This window comes from Gloeocapsa sp. PCC 7428, from assembly GCF_000317555.1.
Taxonomy (GTDB): Bacteria; Cyanobacteriota; Cyanobacteriia; order Cyanobacteriales; family Chroococcidiopsidaceae; genus Chroogloeocystis.
The window spans coordinates 3,520,818-3,537,918 of the sequence record NC_019745.1 but is presented as its reverse complement, the minus strand read 5'-3'; the positions used below and the strand labels follow the sequence as shown (position 1 = coordinate 3,537,918).

The 17,101-nt window shown below is 43.9% G+C and carries 18 protein-coding genes; 8 read left to right on the top strand and 10 right to left on the bottom strand.

The annotated features are described in order from the left end of the window. The first annotated feature begins 28 nt into the window (after positions 1-28). The 3 genes from lpdA (at position 29) to GLO7428_RS15650 (ending at position 2,705) form a co-directional block, all read left to right on the top strand. The gene (gene lpdA, locus GLO7428_RS15660; RefSeq protein WP_015189545.1) at positions 29-1,462 is read left to right on the top strand and encodes a dihydrolipoyl dehydrogenase; all 1,434 of its coding nucleotides are present in this window, start codon (positions 29-31) and stop codon (positions 1,460-1,462) included. A 67-nt stretch (positions 1,463-1,529) separates the two neighbouring features. Continuing rightward, a complete protein-coding gene (gene trpC, locus GLO7428_RS15655) occupies positions 1,530-2,414 on the top strand; it encodes an indole-3-glycerol phosphate synthase TrpC (protein ID WP_015189544.1) in 885 nt (294 codons plus the stop codon). Between the two features lie 69 nt (positions 2,415-2,483). Beyond that, positions 2,484-2,705 carry a DUF5340 domain-containing protein gene (locus GLO7428_RS15650; RefSeq protein ID WP_015189543.1) on the top strand — a complete coding sequence of 74 codons (222 nt, stop codon included), beginning with the start codon at positions 2,484-2,486 and terminating at the stop codon, positions 2,703-2,705. Positions 2,706-2,796: 91 nt separating this feature from the next. Here GLO7428_RS15650 and GLO7428_RS15645 read toward each other — a convergent pair whose 3' ends face one another. Continuing rightward, on the bottom strand, positions 2,797-3,228 hold the full coding sequence (locus GLO7428_RS15645) for an SRPBCC domain-containing protein (protein WP_015189542.1): 432 nt from the start codon (positions 3,226-3,228) through the stop codon (positions 2,797-2,799). Between the two features lie 198 nt (positions 3,229-3,426). Between GLO7428_RS15645 and GLO7428_RS15640 the strand changes: the two genes are divergently transcribed. Continuing rightward, a complete protein-coding gene (locus GLO7428_RS15640; RefSeq protein ID WP_015189541.1) occupies positions 3,427-4,041 on the top strand; it encodes a hypothetical protein in 615 nt (204 codons plus the stop codon). Between the two features lie 145 nt (positions 4,042-4,186). Then, positions 4,187-5,341: an alanine--glyoxylate aminotransferase family protein gene (locus tag GLO7428_RS15635; protein WP_015189540.1), complete on the top strand. Its 1,155-nt coding sequence runs from the start codon at positions 4,187-4,189 to the stop codon at positions 5,339-5,341. A gap of 311 nt (positions 5,342-5,652) precedes the next feature. Here GLO7428_RS15635 and GLO7428_RS15630 read toward each other — a convergent pair whose 3' ends face one another. The 6 genes from GLO7428_RS15630 to GLO7428_RS15605 all read right to left on the bottom strand — a co-directional run bounded on the left by GLO7428_RS15630 (position 5,653) and on the right by GLO7428_RS15605 (position 10,242). Beyond that, the gene (locus tag GLO7428_RS15630) at positions 5,653-5,850 is read right to left on the bottom strand and encodes a DUF2949 domain-containing protein (RefSeq protein ID WP_041919208.1); all 198 of its coding nucleotides are present in this window, start codon (positions 5,848-5,850) and stop codon (positions 5,653-5,655) included. Between the two features lie 632 nt (positions 5,851-6,482). Beyond that, positions 6,483-6,989: a DUF192 domain-containing protein gene (locus tag GLO7428_RS15625; protein ID WP_015189538.1), complete on the bottom strand. Its 507-nt coding sequence runs from the start codon at positions 6,987-6,989 to the stop codon at positions 6,483-6,485. Positions 6,990-7,056: 67 nt separating this feature from the next. After that, positions 7,057-7,752, bottom strand: coding sequence for a response regulator transcription factor NblR (nblR, locus tag GLO7428_RS15620; RefSeq protein WP_015189537.1), 696 nt, complete (start codon positions 7,750-7,752; stop codon positions 7,057-7,059). Between the two features lie 112 nt (positions 7,753-7,864). Beyond that, entirely contained in the window at positions 7,865-8,785 is a 921-nt protein-coding gene (locus GLO7428_RS15615; protein ID WP_015189536.1) for an NAD(+) kinase, read from the bottom strand. A gap of 172 nt (positions 8,786-8,957) precedes the next feature. Next, positions 8,958-9,938: an SDR family oxidoreductase gene (locus tag GLO7428_RS15610; RefSeq protein WP_015189535.1), complete on the bottom strand. Its 981-nt coding sequence runs from the start codon at positions 9,936-9,938 to the stop codon at positions 8,958-8,960. A gap of 193 nt (positions 9,939-10,131) precedes the next feature. Further along, complete coding sequence (locus GLO7428_RS15605; protein ID WP_015189534.1) at positions 10,132-10,242, bottom strand: PetM family cytochrome b6-f complex subunit 7; 111 nt, start codon at positions 10,240-10,242, stop codon at positions 10,132-10,134. A gap of 186 nt (positions 10,243-10,428) precedes the next feature. On the opposite strand from GLO7428_RS15605, the gene pdxA reads away from it, so the two are divergent. Next, positions 10,429-11,517: a 4-hydroxythreonine-4-phosphate dehydrogenase PdxA gene (gene pdxA / locus GLO7428_RS15600; RefSeq protein WP_015189533.1), complete on the top strand. Its 1,089-nt coding sequence runs from the start codon at positions 10,429-10,431 to the stop codon at positions 11,515-11,517. Positions 11,518-11,538: 21 nt separating this feature from the next. On the opposite strand, the gene GLO7428_RS15595 is transcribed toward pdxA, so the two are convergent. From GLO7428_RS15595 to GLO7428_RS15585, 3 genes are all read right to left on the bottom strand, one after another. Then, positions 11,539-11,787, bottom strand: a complete 249-nt coding sequence (locus GLO7428_RS15595; protein ID WP_015189532.1) for a DUF1816 domain-containing protein — start codon at positions 11,785-11,787, stop codon at positions 11,539-11,541. 389 nt (positions 11,788-12,176) lie between these two features. Further along, positions 12,177-12,863: a response regulator transcription factor gene (locus tag GLO7428_RS15590; RefSeq protein ID WP_015189531.1), complete on the bottom strand. Its 687-nt coding sequence runs from the start codon at positions 12,861-12,863 to the stop codon at positions 12,177-12,179. 698 nt (positions 12,864-13,561) lie between these two features. After that, a complete protein-coding gene (locus GLO7428_RS15585; RefSeq protein ID WP_015189530.1) occupies positions 13,562-14,611 on the bottom strand; it encodes an adenosine deaminase in 1,050 nt (349 codons plus the stop codon). Positions 14,612-14,909: 298 nt separating this feature from the next. Here GLO7428_RS15585 and GLO7428_RS15580 point away from each other — a divergent pair, with 298 nt between their 5' ends. Next, positions 14,910-16,250, top strand: coding sequence for an adenylosuccinate synthase (locus GLO7428_RS15580; protein WP_041918650.1), 1,341 nt, complete (start codon positions 14,910-14,912; stop codon positions 16,248-16,250). Positions 16,251-16,309: 59 nt separating this feature from the next. Then, entirely contained in the window at positions 16,310-16,981 is a 672-nt protein-coding gene (locus tag GLO7428_RS15575; RefSeq protein ID WP_015189528.1) for a 50S ribosomal protein L25/general stress protein Ctc, read from the top strand. Positions 16,982-17,101: the final 120 nt, after the last annotated feature.

Sequence of the window (17,101 nt, the reverse complement as noted above, 5' to 3'; positions counted from 1 at the left end):
TAACGCGCACGCTTTGAGGAGACCTGCGGTGAGTCAGGAAGCATTTGATTACGATTTAGTCATTATTGGCGCTGGAGTCGGCGGACATGGTGCGGCTTTACACGCGGTCAGTTGTGGATTGAAAACCGCCATTGTCGAAGCAGCGGATATGGGTGGAACCTGCGTCAATCGGGGTTGTATTCCTTCAAAAGCACTACTTGCTGCTGCTGGTCGCGTGCGAGAATTACGCAATGCGCATCATCTCAAAGCTTTGGGAATTCATGTTGGGGATGTGGCGTTTGACCGCGCAGCGATCGCCGATCATGCAAATAACTTAGTCAGCAAGATTCAAGGTGATTTGACAAATAGCCTCAAACGTCTCGGCGTTGATATCATTCGCGGTTGGGGTAAAGTCGCCGGACAGCAAAAAGTGGCGATCGCCACCGACAACGGCGAAAAAACCGTTACAGCCAAAGATATTATTCTTTCGCCTGGTTCTGTTCCATTTGTTCCACCAGGAATTGAAGTAGATGGGAAAACAGTCTTTACAAGCGACCAAGGTGTCAAGTTAGAATCACTTCCCGATTGGGTGGCAATTATTGGTAGCGGCTATATTGGGCTAGAATTTTCTGATGTGTACTCGGCGCTAGGGTGTGAAATTACAATGATTGAAGCCCTAGACCAACTGATGCCAGGATTTGACCGCGATATTGCCAAATTAGCTGAACGGATATTAATTACACCCCGCGATATCGAAACGTATGTGGGAATTTACGCGAAGCGCGTTATTCCTGGTTCTCCTGTCGTCATTGAACTTGCAGACTTCAAAACGAAAGAAGATGTGGATATCATTGAGGTTGATGCTTGCTTGGTAGCTACCGGACGCATCCCAGTCACGCAAAACCTTGGTTTAGATTCGGTGGGTGTCGAACTCGATCGCCGCAACTTTATTCCTGTAGACGATCGCATGGCAGTTTTATCTGCGGGTGAACCCGTACCACATTTATGGGCAATTGGCGACGCGAACGGCAAAATGATGTTAGCGCACGCGGCTTCTGCACAAGGCATCGTCGCCGTTGAAAATATCTGCGGAAAACACCAAGAAATCGACTATCGCAGTATACCCGCCGCCGCGTTTACGCACCCTGAAATTAGCTACGTAGGAATGACCGAAACTGCGGCGAAAGATATGGGTAAAGAACAAGGATTTGAAGTGGGTGCAGTCCGTACGTACTTCAAAGGGAATTCTAAAGCCCTCGCGGAAGGTGAAGCTGACGGTATCGCAAAGGTCGTGTATCGTAAAGACACGGGTGAAGTCCTCGGAGTTCATATCATCGGAATGCACGCCTCAGATTTAATTCACGAAGCCTCCGCCGCGATCGCTAACCGTCAATCTGTTCATTCTTTAGCACATCTCGTCCACGCCCACCCCACACTTTCAGAGGTGCTGGATGAAGCATATAAGCGCGCGATCGCATCTTAACTATTACCCCTAGTCACTAGCCACTAATCACTCGCCCCTCGCCCCTCACTCCTCGCTCCTATCTAATATGCAAATTCGTCGTCGTCCACCTAATCCATCAGTTGATGTGAAAAGCTTGCGCTATCAAGTTGCTATTCCTGATGCTGAACCACAAAATATCTTAGAAAAAATTGTCTGGCATAAAGAAACTGAAGTCGAGCAACTGCGTGAAAAGCTTCCTTTAGTCGAACTTCAGCGTAAAGCCCTTGCTGCACCACCAACACGTGATTTTATTGGTGCGTTGCGTCAAGGAAAAACAACACCTGCACTCATTGCCGAGGTAAAAAAAGCTTCACCAAGTAAGGGTGTCTTTCGCGAAGATTTTGACCCTGTGGCGATCGCGCAATCTTATGCCCAAGGTGGTGCTAGCTGTCTTTCGGTACTGACCGATGAAAAGTTCTTTCAAGGCAGTTTTAACAATCTTGCCTTAATTCGCGCTGCGGTAGATTTACCACTTTTGTGCAAAGACTTCATTATCTACCCGTATCAAATGTACGTGGCGCGAATTCGCGGTGCGGATGCGGTGCTGTTGATTGCCGCAATTCTGAGCGATCGAGATTTACAATACTTTGTCAAAATTGCAACCGCTTTAAAAATGGCAGTATTAGTCGAAGTTCACACATTAGAGGAAATTGACCGCGTTTTGGCAATTGATGGTGTCCAATTAATTGGTATAAATAATCGCAATTTAGAAGATTTTTCCGTAGATTTACAGACGACTTGTGCATTGCTAGAAGCACGCGGCGAAGAATTGCGATCGCGGAATATCTTAGCCGTCAGCGAGTCAGGATTGCATACGCCCGCAGATCTCCAAGTTGTCGCTTGTGCAGGTGCAGCAGCGGTGCTCATTGGCGAATCTTTGGTAAAACAAAGCGATCCGCAAGCGGCGATCGCCACTCTATTTACTACCTAGTCATTAATGGCGCTCTGAATCTGAAGCAAAATTCAGTAACAAGAGCGCCTGAAATTAAGTCAATTTTTTATGCAGACAATTCCCCTTCCCTCTCCGATTCACTACGAACTCTTGTTGCAGTTATTAGAACAACAAACACTATCCGCAGCAAGTCAAAATCCAACTTTGCGCGAACAGGTGAATCAGCTAATCATTACCCTACGTAAAGCCGCCGCGCAACAGAAGCAGCTAGAAGAAAGTTGTCAGCAGTCACAGATTGCAATTGAATCGCGGTGGTCACTGAATCAATAAATTAGATTAGGACTTACGCAAGAAACGATCTCAAAGCTTTTGGCGAATAAATTCGCTCCTAAATAAACGAAATCCACCTCCGTAGACTACTTTATTTTTCTGCGCGTGCTTTGAGTGCTTGATTCATCTTTTCAAAACCACTTTTAGTGTTGGTGTCTAAGCTGTTTGCTAAAAAGGGAACGAGTAACCCTGAAAAAACTTCGCTGTGGATAAATCGAATGCGATCGCGATCTCGCGGCTCAATTTGAAAACAATGTTCGCCAGTAAAAATTCCTGGTACAAGTAACCGCCCTAACCAACGCAGTTCCCGTTCAGGTTCAGCAACCAAAACTTTAGGGCGAAATGTCATCGAGTTTCCCCCTGGTGGTTGTAGTTGCACTTCTAACCTTGCTCCTTGCTTTACCTCACCACTCACAGCACGAATAAACGGGTTCCATTGTGGATAGCTATCAAAGTCAGTCAAGATTTTCCAAACTTTGCTAGCCGAAGCATTGATTTCAATATGGGTGTTTAACTGCTTCACAAGCAATCTCCTCAGTGAAAATGCGAGCGACTGATGCTGCTAGATTAACAAAGTTTAGATGGTGCGGAGACTTATTTATTTTCTGACTAAATGTATAGTACGTACATCGCATAAATTTTAGACATTGACTAAAATAAAACCGCTGCCATAGTACTTATCAAAAACCAGACAGTTAGCCCAATCGAAGGGAGAACTAGCGTGTTAGAGCAAGATTTGATACATAGTGATTTAGCGCATCAGTCAGAGCGTTACTTACACGCGATCGCAACGAATAGCGGTAACGACATATCTCCTTTTGATAATCAAACCGAGCAAAAACAATCGAATCGCATTCATCAGCTGGAACAAGCGTTAGAACAGTCATTGACGTATCTAGCAGAATTGCGCAGAAAGTTGAAAACTCAAGCTTTACTCGAAGCACAGCTAGCAGCAGTCGAGGAAATCGCCAACTTACAGAAGCAAGTCATCAGCAAATTGCAGCAGCAACAATCGCAAGTGCAATTGCAACAAGAGTTACATCAAAATCTTCAGCAAACTGCGATTCTTCAAGAACAAATTATCCAGCAATCGCAACAGGTTGGCGAGTATGTCGCTGCGGTACATTATTGGAAAGAGCAGTATTTGGAAAGTGTGACGCTGGCGCTCGAACTAAAAGAAGTGATAGAAAGACTTTTACCAGACCGATTATTTGAACTTAACCATTTATTAACAACGGTGCAATCAATAACACAAAAAACACAAGAAGTTGCATCAACTTTACCTACACCTACAAAGCACGCATCTAAAGTAGATTTACCACCTTTTCTAAAGTAGCACCCTTCTTTTGCTCCTCTGCACAGTAGCTGTATTCGCGATCGCACTTTTCCAGGTATAATCAAAAAATTTCCCAAAATCGTACAAGCTTTTCAACTTGTGCAATCCTAGAGAAACCCCTAATTCGCACAACAGTAGGACAACAATGCAAGACAAGCTGATGCTGATGATTCCTGGTCCCACACCGGTACCAGAGGCGGCGCTACTCGCGTTAGCCAAGCACCCCATTGGTCATCGTACCAGTGAATTTAGCAACATTCTGGCAGAGGTGACAGAAAACCTCAAGTGGCTGCACCAAACGCAAAGCGATGTAATGCTGCTGACAACCAGCGGTACAGGTGCAGTCGAAGCCGGAATGATTAATTTTTTGAGTCCTGGCGATCGCATTTTAGTCGGTTGTAACGGTAAGTTTGGCGAACGCTGGGCGGAAGTGGGTGAAGCTTATAATTTGAATGTCGAAAGAATTACCGCTGAGTGGGGACAACCCCTCGATCCTCAGGCGTTTGCAGAAAAACTCGAAGCTGACAAAGAAAAACAAATCAAAGCTGTCGTCGTTACCCATAGCGAAACATCAACAGGCGTACTTAATGACCTAGAAACAATTAACCGCCATGTTAAAAATCATGGTGAAGCGCTGATTATTGTAGATGCAGTCACCAGTCTTGGTGCAGTTAATGTGCCAATGGATGCTTGGGGTTTAGACGTTGTTGGTTCCGGTTCGCAAAAAGGTTATATGATTCCCCCAGGGTTGGGAATCGTTGCGGTTAGCCCCAAAGCTTGGGAAGCCTACAAAACTGCGAAACTACCCCGCTACTACCTCGATTTAGGTAAATATCGCAAAGCAACTGCGAAAAACACCACTCCGTTTACACCACCCGTTAATATGATCTTTGCTTTACACGCTACGCTGCGGATGATGAAGCAAGAGGGATTAGAAGGAATCTTCGCCCGCCATCAACGCTTGATGAAGGCAACCCGCGCGGGAATTAAAGGTTTAAATCTACCTTTGTTTGTGAGTGATGATTGTGGAAGTCCTGCCATTACTGCGGTAGCACCCGAAGGAATTGCAGCGGATCAGGTGCGCGCGATTATGAAAAAGCGTTTTGATATTGCTTTAGCTGGCGGACAAGATCACCTCAGTAATAAAATCTTCCGGATCGGGCATTTAGGCTTTGTCAGCGATCGCGATATTCTCAGTGCGATTTCAGCACTCGAAGTTGCCATGCACGAACTTGGTTATGAAAACTTTACGCCTGGTGCAGGTGTGGCTGCGGCTGCAAGAGTTTTTGCTCAATCGTAGAATAAATCTCCTGCATGAATGCTTGACGAATAAACTCGCATGTGAACTTATTGATAAAAGCCTTGCTTCAGTGTACGAAAGTACACTTTGCTTGAGTAGCCCCTGACTTCAGTCAGAGGGCGTTTGTGATTCATGCAAGAAGTCTAATGAAGTGCTAAACGCGTGGTAATTTAAAATCAAAAGAGCGGGTATTACCCGCTCTATGTATTGCCAATACATTGTTCTGTCTCCTCTAACTATTGCCTACGTACAACTTGCGTGTCTAGACATATTTGAACTAGCATTTGGCGATTTGTCATATTTCCGCGTTCCTATACTACTGCGCTTTCCAACCAATCGTAGATTTGGTTAAGTTGGTCTAACGTAACCAAGCCATACTGCCACAAAATCATAGGTAAAGGACCTGGATCTTGTTCGCGATGGCGTAATGCGACATCAATCGAAGCAGCGGATATCGATAAATCTTTTTGAAGAAAGTCAATGAATTTAGAGTAGTTTGCTGGTGACATTGTTTCACCTTCCGTTGTAAATAAGTTTAAGTTTGAGTTATTCGTCATACGATGAGCTAGTACTGACTAGCCAGTTTTTTTTCTGTCCTGATACCACTGGTGAATTGCTAACTCTACTTGACGGTGAAACTGGCTTTTATGAGTTTCCCTGACGTATGAAGAGTACAAATACGACGTGGAATAGAATTTTAGCGCAACTTGCTAATTTTCGTAAGTTTGCTCCAGAAAAAACAAAATTTATTAGAACTATTTTTACTTTAGTGCAGCAATATTGTTCACCTATAACAAGGAGGATATTAGCTACAGGATTTTACTCTCCCAAAAGACTGAGTGGGGCTTGACTCGTGCGAATTTAATATTTTTTGAATTGTAACGCTCTACACAGGAAAAATGAGCGCCGCAATAATTTTGTTTTTCTATCAAATCTATCAAATATAGCAGGAGTCAGAGGTCAGAGGTCAGGGTTCAGGGTTAAACTCTAGTTAGGGAAATCACTACGAGCTTTTATCATGTCCTAACTTTATTGACTAGGGCTATATTACCCTACTCAACCTCGAAGCACTACAATTTTTCTGGGGGATTTCCCCCTTTATTGCAAACGATGTGGTAAAAGAAAATTGCTTGTTTAGATTTTACGAGTCTAAAAATCGAATATCGAGGCGATCGCCGACGCGAATTCCGAGTTCAGCGGCGCGTCCTCCGCGTAGTTCTATGACTTGATTAACAGGTGTTTCGGGACCATACGTCGGACAGGGTTCAGCTTGACAAGGCGGTACAGCGGGTGCGATCGCTTTCACGCGTCCATTTTCTAGAAAAATCATATCAAGCGGAAACCGGACATTTTTCATCCAAAAACCGACAGGGCGCGCGGGTTCAAAGACAAATAGCATTCCGCGATCGTCGGCTATGGTGTCGCGATACATCAAGCCAGTGGCTTGTTCTTGAGGTGTCCGCGCTACTTCCAGATTAATTTTACGTCCGGCAATTGTTGCTGTAGCAGTTATAGGAAGATTTTGACCAGCATTCACAGATTGTTGCGCCAGAGGTGTTACTGTTGGCGATACTGCGGGCGTCGGCGTTGAACAACCCAGCATCATAGTTCCTAAAATGATTGCAAGGACAGCAGAACCACGACTCACTATTTAATAACTCCCAGTATTTGCGTTCATAGCTTTTGAGTCGTTCTTCCTCGTCAGAGTTCCCTAATTACGATTCTCGCAAAACATAGCCGACACCCCGCACAGTTTGGATCAAGCGTCTGTGACCTTCGTCTTCTATCTTAAGGCGTAAATAACGAATATAAACTTCGATAACATTCGATTCGCCCATGAAATCATAACCCCAAACATTTTCTAGAATTTGTTCGCGAGTTAGAACTTCACGCGGATGTTCCATCAGATACTTGAGCAGTTCAAACTCCTTCATTGTCAGATCCAGCGCTTTGCCATGACGCATGGCGCGGCGCGTTGCTAAATCTAAAACGAGATCGCCAAAGCGTAATTGTTCGGTTACGCCTGTTTCTGGTTGTAAATAGAGGCGTACCATCTGTAAAAATTCTTCAGAGCGGTAAGGTTTGAGAAAATAATCATCAGCGCCCGCTTCTAAACACGCTACGCGATCGTCAACGGTATCTCGTGCCATCAAGACTAATACAGGTACGCGCGCGCCTGCTTTGCGTAGATGAGTACATAACTCTAGCCCTGATTCTCCAGCCAGCATTCGGTCTACCACAATCAAAGCTGGCTGGATTTCTCGGGAGTATTGCATCCCGCTGTAAACGTCAGGTGCGATCACGGCTTCATAGCCTGATTCTTGTAAGTCAAGGCTCACTTGATCTGCCAAAGTCTCATCAGTTTCGACTAATAAAACACATGGACTGCGTTCAGCCTCTACCGTACTCATAAGCCGCTATCCAGGAATGAAGGATTGCATTTGGTCATAGCTCAGTTATCACACAGCGAAACTAAGTATGAACACTTAATTATATTCATATCCTTATAGGAATTGCCCACTTTTAAGGCAACTCGACCGAAGTTGGCTTGGCAATATGCGGTAGTCCCCAACCTAACTTTTCGCGCAAAATCCGAAAGAACTCCGGTGATTGCAGGCGGATAAATCGCGCGGAGTATTGCGATCGCCCTAATTGCACCTGATCTTCAGGAAAAACGTAGCAGCCAGCATTTCCATCAACCACCATCACTAACCGATCGGTACTCGCACTCGAAATTGTCACAGTTTCGGTATCAGCAAAGACCAGCGCGCGTGACGCAAGCGAATGCGGACAAATGGGGACTAGCTGTAATACAGGAACTCCTGGTGTCACCACAGGTCCTCCCGCACTCAATGAATACGCCGTTGAACCTGTGGGAGTCGAGACAATGACACCATCTGCGGCAATATCTACGGGCGCGTGATGTCCCACCGCAATTTCAAAATGGCACATACACGTCAAAGGTTCGCGATGCAGTACCATCTCATTCAAACACAACGCTTCCCAGAGAACTGATTTCCCGCGACGCAAAACCTTAACGGCTAACATCGCTCGTTCTTCAATCTCGTATTTACCCGCCATGACTTGTTCCATGACTAACGGTAATTGATTGACATAAGCTTCGGTTAAAAAGCCCATGTGTCCTGTATTTACCGTCAGGATTGGAACGCCACAAGGAGCCACTAAACGAGAAGCAGCTAAAACTGTGCCATCGCCTCCGAGGACAATAGCAAATTTCATTTCCGCATCAAAACCAGGTGGGGTAAGACCTTCAATCGGTGTATGACACACCGGACTTTCTGGGTTCGAGTAACCCAAAATCCCCCCGATACCAGTTGTTACACAAACTTCCCAACCCGCTGCGATGAGCTTGTCTTTCAGTTCGTTAGCAACACGACCTGCGATCGGCTTAACGTCGTTGTAAATAATGCCCGCTTTCGGCACGCTACAAGTCCAGATTTCCGCAATGCTTACTATTAGCTAGATCCTTGCACATTTTTGCTCAAGAGGCGAGGGTTTCTTGAAGAGAGTTATGAATGTTGAGTTGTGAAGTGTTGAGTTCAGGAAATACTTCAATTCAAAACTCACGCACTAGCCACTATTCGCTCACCCCTCTCTAACTCTTAAACGGCGTTTTCTTGGGAGTTTGCTTCTTTTTTGTTTTTGTTTTTTCGTAGTCGAGTTCTCGTAACTTTTTCAAAATTCTGGCAAAGTACTCTTGCATATAGCTTTCCAAGGTTGTGGTTTCTGTTGGATCTAAGCCAAAAACTTGATAAACCTCATCCATAGGAGCATCCAAAGGTTTGCCATTTGCTAAGACTTCGGTAAACGCTAAGCGATCGGCAACGTTCCAACCCCATTGGAAAAAGCGGAGTACTCGGCGCATCGTCCGTAACAAGTTGATTGGCATTCGCGTAATGCGTGCTTCTTTGCCAGATAGTCGTTCGCATAAATTAATAATTTCTTCCGCACTCCAAGCACGAGTCCCCACTACCGGAAAAGTTTGTTTTTCTGTTTCGGGAACGGATAGGGCGCGAACCGCGAATTTAGCAATATCTTGCGTATCCATGTAGGCGATCGGCGAAGATTCGCCGGTAATCCATACGGCTTGTCCTTCCAAAATCGGAATTGCGTATTGCCCAATCAACCCTTGCATAAAGCCACAGAGTTGCAAAATAGTGTAGTTTAAATCGGCTTCGGCTAAAAATAGCTCAGTACATCGCTTGATTTCCATCAGTGGGACATCAGGATGCTTGTCCGCGTCTATCAGCGAGAAGAATACATAACGTTCGACACCAGCGGCTAAGGCAGCTTGAATGAGCGCGACTTTCCCGTCCCAATCGACTTGTTTGATACTCAGCGAGTCTGTAGCGCGAGCCGTAGCTGCATCGATAATCGCTGTTATCCCTGTAAGCGCCGGAGGTAAGGTATCTGGATAACACAAATTACCAGCTACCAGTTCAGCACCCCATTCTTTTAAAAAAGTGGCTTTCTTAGGATTTCTTACAAGACAGCGTACCTTATACCCCTCATCGAGAGCACGGCGAACTACTTGTCTTCCCAAGGTGCCAGTAGCACCGACAACTAATATAGTCATGAGGGATTAGTAATGAATCTTAAACTTTTATTAATAAAATCCTATCAGAATCCATTATATTAAAAAACTTTACAATAGATTGAGGATTTTTAAGCCAGGGAAGAACGAGTTACTCGTTGCTAGTTACTAGTTGTTAGCCACTCTTGACACTAATCACTAGCCACTAACCACTAGCCACTAAGCACTTACTCCTCTATAATTCGCTTTCTTCACCTCCCTGAATTTTGAGCAAGAGAAAACCCAAAACGATGCCAACAGGAATCAAGGTGAGGCACAAAATGGTTGCTGTAAACATCTCGCCCATAACGACGATTCTCCTTCGCTAAATCAATTTCAGTAAACTAGTATAAAGAAGTCCACACTCAGGCAAGAGTCAGTATCTTTCTGAGAAAAATTTAGACTAGTGTAAAGTATTTTAAATCAGTTCGGTGACATAACTCTGCTTGTTTATTGACTTATACGCAATCATCTAGAGGCTTTTCTATAAAAAATGTCTTTGTTGCAGAATTCGCTTTGTGTAGAAGAACGTCCGCGTTTAGCTTTGACTTTAGGCGATCCGGCAGGTATAGGACCAGAAGTGATTTTAAAGGCTTTAGCCGAATCAGAATTTACGCAAAGCTACGATGTCACAGTTGTCGGAAGTCAGGCGCAACTCACCAAAACTTACGAACAGTTATGTCAGTGTTGTCGTGACAATTTCGCCAATCCAGAAGAATTAAAAATTTTAGATATTAACACTGAAGATACTATCACTACAGGAATCGGCAATGCAGCGAGTGGAGCAGCAAGTTTTGCTTATATGCAAGCCGCGATCGCCCGTACAAAAAGCGGTGAATTTGATGCGATCGTCACAGGTCCCATTGCGAAATCTGCTTGGAAAGCCGCAGGCTACAATTATCCTGGGCAAACTGAGTTACTCGCTGAGCTTGCAGATGTGACAAAATACGGGATGTTGTTTGTCGCGCGATCACCCCACACAAATTGGACATTAAGAACATTACTCGCGACGACACACATTCCTCTGCGTCAAGTTGCAGATACACTCACACCAGAACTTCTGACGAGTAAATTAGATTTACTCGTGGAGTGTTTACAGCACGATTTCGGTATAGCACAACCAAGAATTGCGATCGCCGGATTAAATCCGCATAGTGGAGAATCAGGACAACTCGGACGCGAAGAACAAGACTGGCTGATTCCTTGGTTGGAAAAAGAAAGATGCGATCGCCCCAAAATTCAATTAGATGGTCCCATACCACCAGATACAATGTGGGTCAAACCAAGTCAAGCTTGGTATGGTAAAATCGGCACAGCAAAAGCTGCGGATGCTTATCTAGCGCTATATCACGACCAAGGGTTAATTCCTGTCAAACAACTTGCTTTTGACCGTGCGGTAAATACCTCAATCGGTCTTCCTTTTGTACGGACTTCACCGGATCATGGCACAGCATTTGATATTGCAGGAAAAGGAATTGCCGATGCTACTAGCATGAAAGCCGCCATACAACTTGCTGCTGAACTAGCTTGTCAAAGAATCTCGTCAAGAAGCTTTACGCAAATGGGTTCTTCTGATTCTTGAGCCTCTAACTCTCATTCATCACTAGCCACTAGCTACTAAAATCTGTTCTTCAACTGTTAATTCTGTAGGTTGACATTGCTGCACTTGAACGCAAATTTCTTGACAGCCTTCTTGTTCTATATCCTCAATATATCCAGGCAAAAACCATTGTGCTTCTTGTCTACTCGCAAAAGGTCCAAAGTAATAAATGACATTTGGTTGAGTAGTCGTAACTTCTACCCACCAATCTAGTTCAACGTGGTTGCTGTTAGCGTCATCTTGTAATTTCATATATTCGCTCCCTAATGTGTAGGTGAGCAGATCCTAAAGTTCTGGTTTGACAATAGCGATCGCGTAGGTTCGAGATTGTAGGGTAAGTTTCCTGAGTTTAATATTGTGTCAATGTGAAAATCTTGAGAGAAAGCATTCTGGGCTAACCTCTAGAGGCATATAGCGGTTAACCCAGTTGCATCATAAAGAAGGGCAATGAGGAGATTTTAGCTTTGATGAACAGCCAATCACCTGACTTAAATACTCAATCTACAAGCTAGGCGTGAAGAAAAGGGAGAAGAAATCGTGAAGAAATCGGGTATTCTTCAGAAAAGTTCCCCAACCTCACAAAAAATCAGCTTAGTATAGAAAACTTAACATTTTGTTAATAGGCTGTACAGTGACAGCATTTATTGATGTAGCGAGGGTTGTCTAAGGCGATAGCCGACACCGTGAACGGTTTCAATGAAATCGCTTGCAGCGCCTACAGACTTCAGCTTTTGGCGGAGAGTCTTGATATGCGCCTTGACAGTATCTTCTTCTGGCGGGTCTTCCAAAGACCAAACGTGTTCAATAATGGCACTACGACTAACAACGCGTCTTCCATTGCGTAAGAGCACTTCTAGAAGACTATACTCTTTGGGTGTCAAGTACAAAGGTTTTTCTTCGTAGGTTACTTCATACGTACTAGGATCTAGCTGCAACCCATCCCATTCTAAAATTGGTGGCGTCTGCGCACTTCCTCGCCGCAGTAGCGCGCGAATCCGCGCAAATAATTCTTGTAAGTCTACTGGTTTGATCACGTAATCATCAGCCCCTGCGTCTAACCCTGTGACTTTATCTGCAATATTATTTAAAGCAGTTAGCATCAGTACTGGAATCCCATAGCTTTGAGAACGTAGCCGCTTACATAGGCTAATACCATCAAGTTTGGGAAGCATCATATCCATAACAATAAGATCGTATGTAACCGTTTTGACTTGTTGCCAAGCGGCTTCCCCATCACTTACCGTATCTACTACATACCGCTGCTCAATCAGTGCTGTTGCTAAAATTTCGGCAAGGCTAAGATCGTCTTCGACTATCAGAATCCTCATGGAGCAAGATTATTTTTGGTATCCATTGTCAACCAGCTTAAAAAGCAATTAATTTATTAAGTTACTACTGTCGAATACTTTGCTGCAAGTCACACTCGCTTGCTCCACGATTTGTATAGGATGTAACCAGGTAGATATTTTATAATTAAGTATTGTGACTTTTGACTCACTTAAATATGGAGATTATTATCATACAAATATTTTGGATTTATTAGGATTAATTTAAAATTAAAAGAGCAAAACGCTATAACTATTTACTGTTGAACTCCTCAATTTAGACTATCAAATATAAATGAAATAAGAGAGGTTTTATTTTAAGTTTTAAACATTAGAAATATCTCGTATCAAGTTCTGCTAAATACTAAAAATATATCTGATAGGCGGCTATTGCTCATTAAGCTAATCACCAGTTCATGAGTTGCAGAGATACAAGATTTTTTCACATAAATCGATTTCAAGCGATCGCTACTCAGGACAATGAGACACTGCGTCTTATATAGTCAAGTCTATAGTACTATTAAATATCATAAGTTAGCAGGAGAGCTTTGCCAAAGCCCTGTATGGGGATAGCATCCTCAACTCTCTGGCAAAATGCGATCGCTTGATTTATGGCTCTAGTCAAGAGAGTTAGAACATTATAGAAGAGTGACTTTCCTGACTAGAGTTTAACCTGACCTCTGCTATATTTTATTGAATTGCTAATTACTGACAGGTTCTGCCAAAGCCGGTGCTTCAGGTTGCAGTAATCCATGTAACAATGAAGCTGGAGGTTGCGAAGCATAGGGCCAAGCGAACGCATGACGAAAAGCTGCATTTTGACAAGCTTTCAACTGCTGGAAATCAATAATATCCTGCGTCAGTAAATTCTCGTACTCAAAAGGTAAGCGAACATTATGTAATCCAGCATTGTCAGTACAGATCGCAATATCGACTCCAGCATCAAAACAGCGGTCAAACACAATCTTAAGTTGTCGCAGGTCTTCTAGGGTTCCTGTCTTCAGATAAGTCGTCGGACAAACTTCTAGACATTGGTTACGTCGTGCTAATTCACCGAGTAACTCTGGATAGCGTAGGGGAATTTGAATACCGTGTCCAATGCGCATTAAATAAGGCAATAACTCACGATAACAACCATCCGTTGTTTCGTAAAGATGTCCGGTTGTATTTAGACCGAGCGATCGCGCATAATCATACAATTCAATGAACTCGTCAAGTCTTTCTTTGTAGTGAGCATCACCACCCGCTACATCAATCGCACAAACATAATCTCGACTTTGAGCCGCTAAGTCAACAATCGCCTTATTTACCTCATACGGAAGTCGCGAGTGCATACACAGAATTTGACTTGTGACAATCGGATACTCTGGCACTCGACTTGCTTTGCCGACAACTGCTACAATTTCTGCCATCTGGTCAATGCGCTCTGATTGACTCAAATGATCGGGCGTACGCAAGTAAGGCGTGTAGCGCAATTCTAAATAAGCAAGGTTCTCAAAGATATAAGCACCACGCATCAAGCGATAAATAAAATATGGCAATGTCTCTACGCTTTGTACGCTTTCTACCAGTGTATGGAGTTCTAGATACTCATCGAGTGTGTTGCGCGGTTTTGTATAAAACTCTTCAAACTCTTGATACTCAGGAAATTTTTGTCCTAGATTGGGTGAATGACGTTGAAAGTAGCGCCACAGTACACGCGGTACTACCGAACCTCCCAAATGCCGATGCAATTCTGCATATAATGCCATGATCTTGATTAAAATTAACAATACAAGTTATTAATTAATCTTAACAATAATCTTCAAATTGGCAATTTGCAGTGAGTTTTTAGTGTCAAGTTACAACGACTTTAAGCTCAATGAAAAAGTGGCAGCACGCAGTATAAACGAGCTTCTTGTGCAGAAGGAGAAAGATGTCAAGGAGAGTAGATAACGCAGGTGTTAAGCTAAATCAATGTGATTTTGTAGCATTAAACTATTGACATACTGCAATTATTTTGCTATAAATTAGAGTTTGTGTGAAAACCTTAGCTAACTTACATAAACCTTGGCTAACGTCATAGTGATCGGCGCTCAGTGGGGCGACGAAGGAAAAGGAAAAATCACGGATCTGCTCAGCAAATCGGCTGACATTGTTGTACGCTACCAAGGGGGTGTCAATGCCGGACACACACTTGTAGTTCAGGGTCAAACTTTCAAGTTGCATTTGATTCCTTCGGGAATTTTATACCCTGATACTGAATGCATCATTGGCTGTGGTACTGTAATTGACCCACAGGTGTTGATTAGAGAACTCGACCAGTTAGAAAGCCTCAACATCTCTACCCAAAATCTGCTGATTTCAGAAACAGCCCATGTCACAATGCCGTATCATCGGCTGATCGATCAAGCATCCGAAGAACGCCGAGGCGATCATAGAATTGGGACAACAGGGCGAGGAATTGGTCCAACGTATGCGGATAAGTCTGAGCGGACAGGAATTCGCGTCATTGATTTGATGAATCCTACGGGGTTGCGCAAACAACTGCATTGGGCAATTAGCTATAAAAATGTCATTCTAGAGAAGCTTTACAACCTACCGCCTTTAGATGCAGAACAAGTCATTGACCAGTATCTAGAATATGCAGAACGCTTGCGTCCGCATGTGGTAGATACATCGCTCAAGATCTACGATGCGATTCAACGACGTCGCAATATCTTGTTTGAAGGCGCACAAGGCACATTGCTCGATCTGGATCATGGTACCTATCCTTACGTCACTTCCTCAAATCCTGTTGCTGGGGGAGCTTGTGTCGGTACTGGTGTAGGACCAACAATGATTGATCGCGTGATTGGAGTCGCCAAAGCGTACACGACACGCGTCGGTGAAGGACCATTTCCGACAGAACTCAACGGCGAAATTGGCGAGTTACTGTGCGATCGCGGTGCAGAATTTGGCACCACCACTGGGCGGCGGCGGCGTTGCGGTTGGTTTGATGCGGTGATCGGACGTTATGCGGTTCGCGTCAACGGTATGGATTGTCTCGCAATTACAAAACTAGATGTTCTGGATGAACTAGACGAAATCAAAGTTTGTGTTGCGTACGAAGTTGATGGAGAAAAATGTAAGGATTTTCCTCACAACGCCCGTCGATTTGCGCGGTGTCGTCCAATTTATAAAACAATGCCAGGTTGGAAACACTCAACCGTCGATTGTCGTTCGTTAGAAGACTTACCACAGCAAGCACTCGACTACTTGAAATTCTTAGCCGAGTTGATGGAAGTTCCAATTGCGATCGTTTCTTTAGGCGCTAGCCGCGAACAAACTATCATTGTGGAAGACCCAATTCACGGTCCTAAACGTGCTTTACTTCATGCGAATGGCACTCCTGTCGTTACGGAAGTGTAAGTCGAAAAAGCTTTTTAAGATTCAAAATTTACCGTTTATCGCTTGTTACTTTTAGCAGTATGGAAATCACAGTTGAAGGAAAAAAAAGAGCAGAAGGTAGTAAGCCAAACGCTCTACGTCGTTCAGGTTTAATTCCTGCCAATTTGTACGGTCACAACGGTACAGAGTCAATTCATCTTACCTTAGAAGCAAAAACAGTAGAAACGCTGTTAAAACAAGCTTCAGTCAACAACACATTGATTCAGTTAAATATTAGCGATCTGCCCTGGCGCGGTAAAGCGCTCCTGCGGGAAGTTCAACGCCACCCGACTAAACGATTTCCCTATCACCTGAGTTTCTTCTCGGTTGCAGCCCAAGATACTGTAGAGGTAGAAGTACCACTACACTTTGTCGGCGAAGCACCTGGGGTGAAAATAGAAGGTGGTGCGCTAGATACAGTCTTGACACATATTCAAGTTCGTTGCGCTCCCGATCGCATTCCTGAAACCATTGAAATTGACGTCTCTAATATGAATATAGGAGACGTAGTTTATCTTCAAGAGTTAGTCTTACCCGAAGGTGTTTCCTTGGTGAGCGAAACTAACGATGCTGTCGTTTCTGTTTTAGCACCACAAATTACACCAGAAATTATTGAAGCCCAAGAAGCCGCAGCTGATGCAGAAATTGCGACAGCACAAGCATCTGAAGCCGAACAGAAAGAACCACAAACCGACGCTGAAACGGGCGGTTAATTCTGAATCAGATTACAGTTTACTATCGTGTAAGACCAGAGGAATATTCTGGTCTTTTATTTATAATTAGCCTGGCGACTAAAGTTGCCGCTTAATAAACAAAGTCTAGATGGTGCGTGG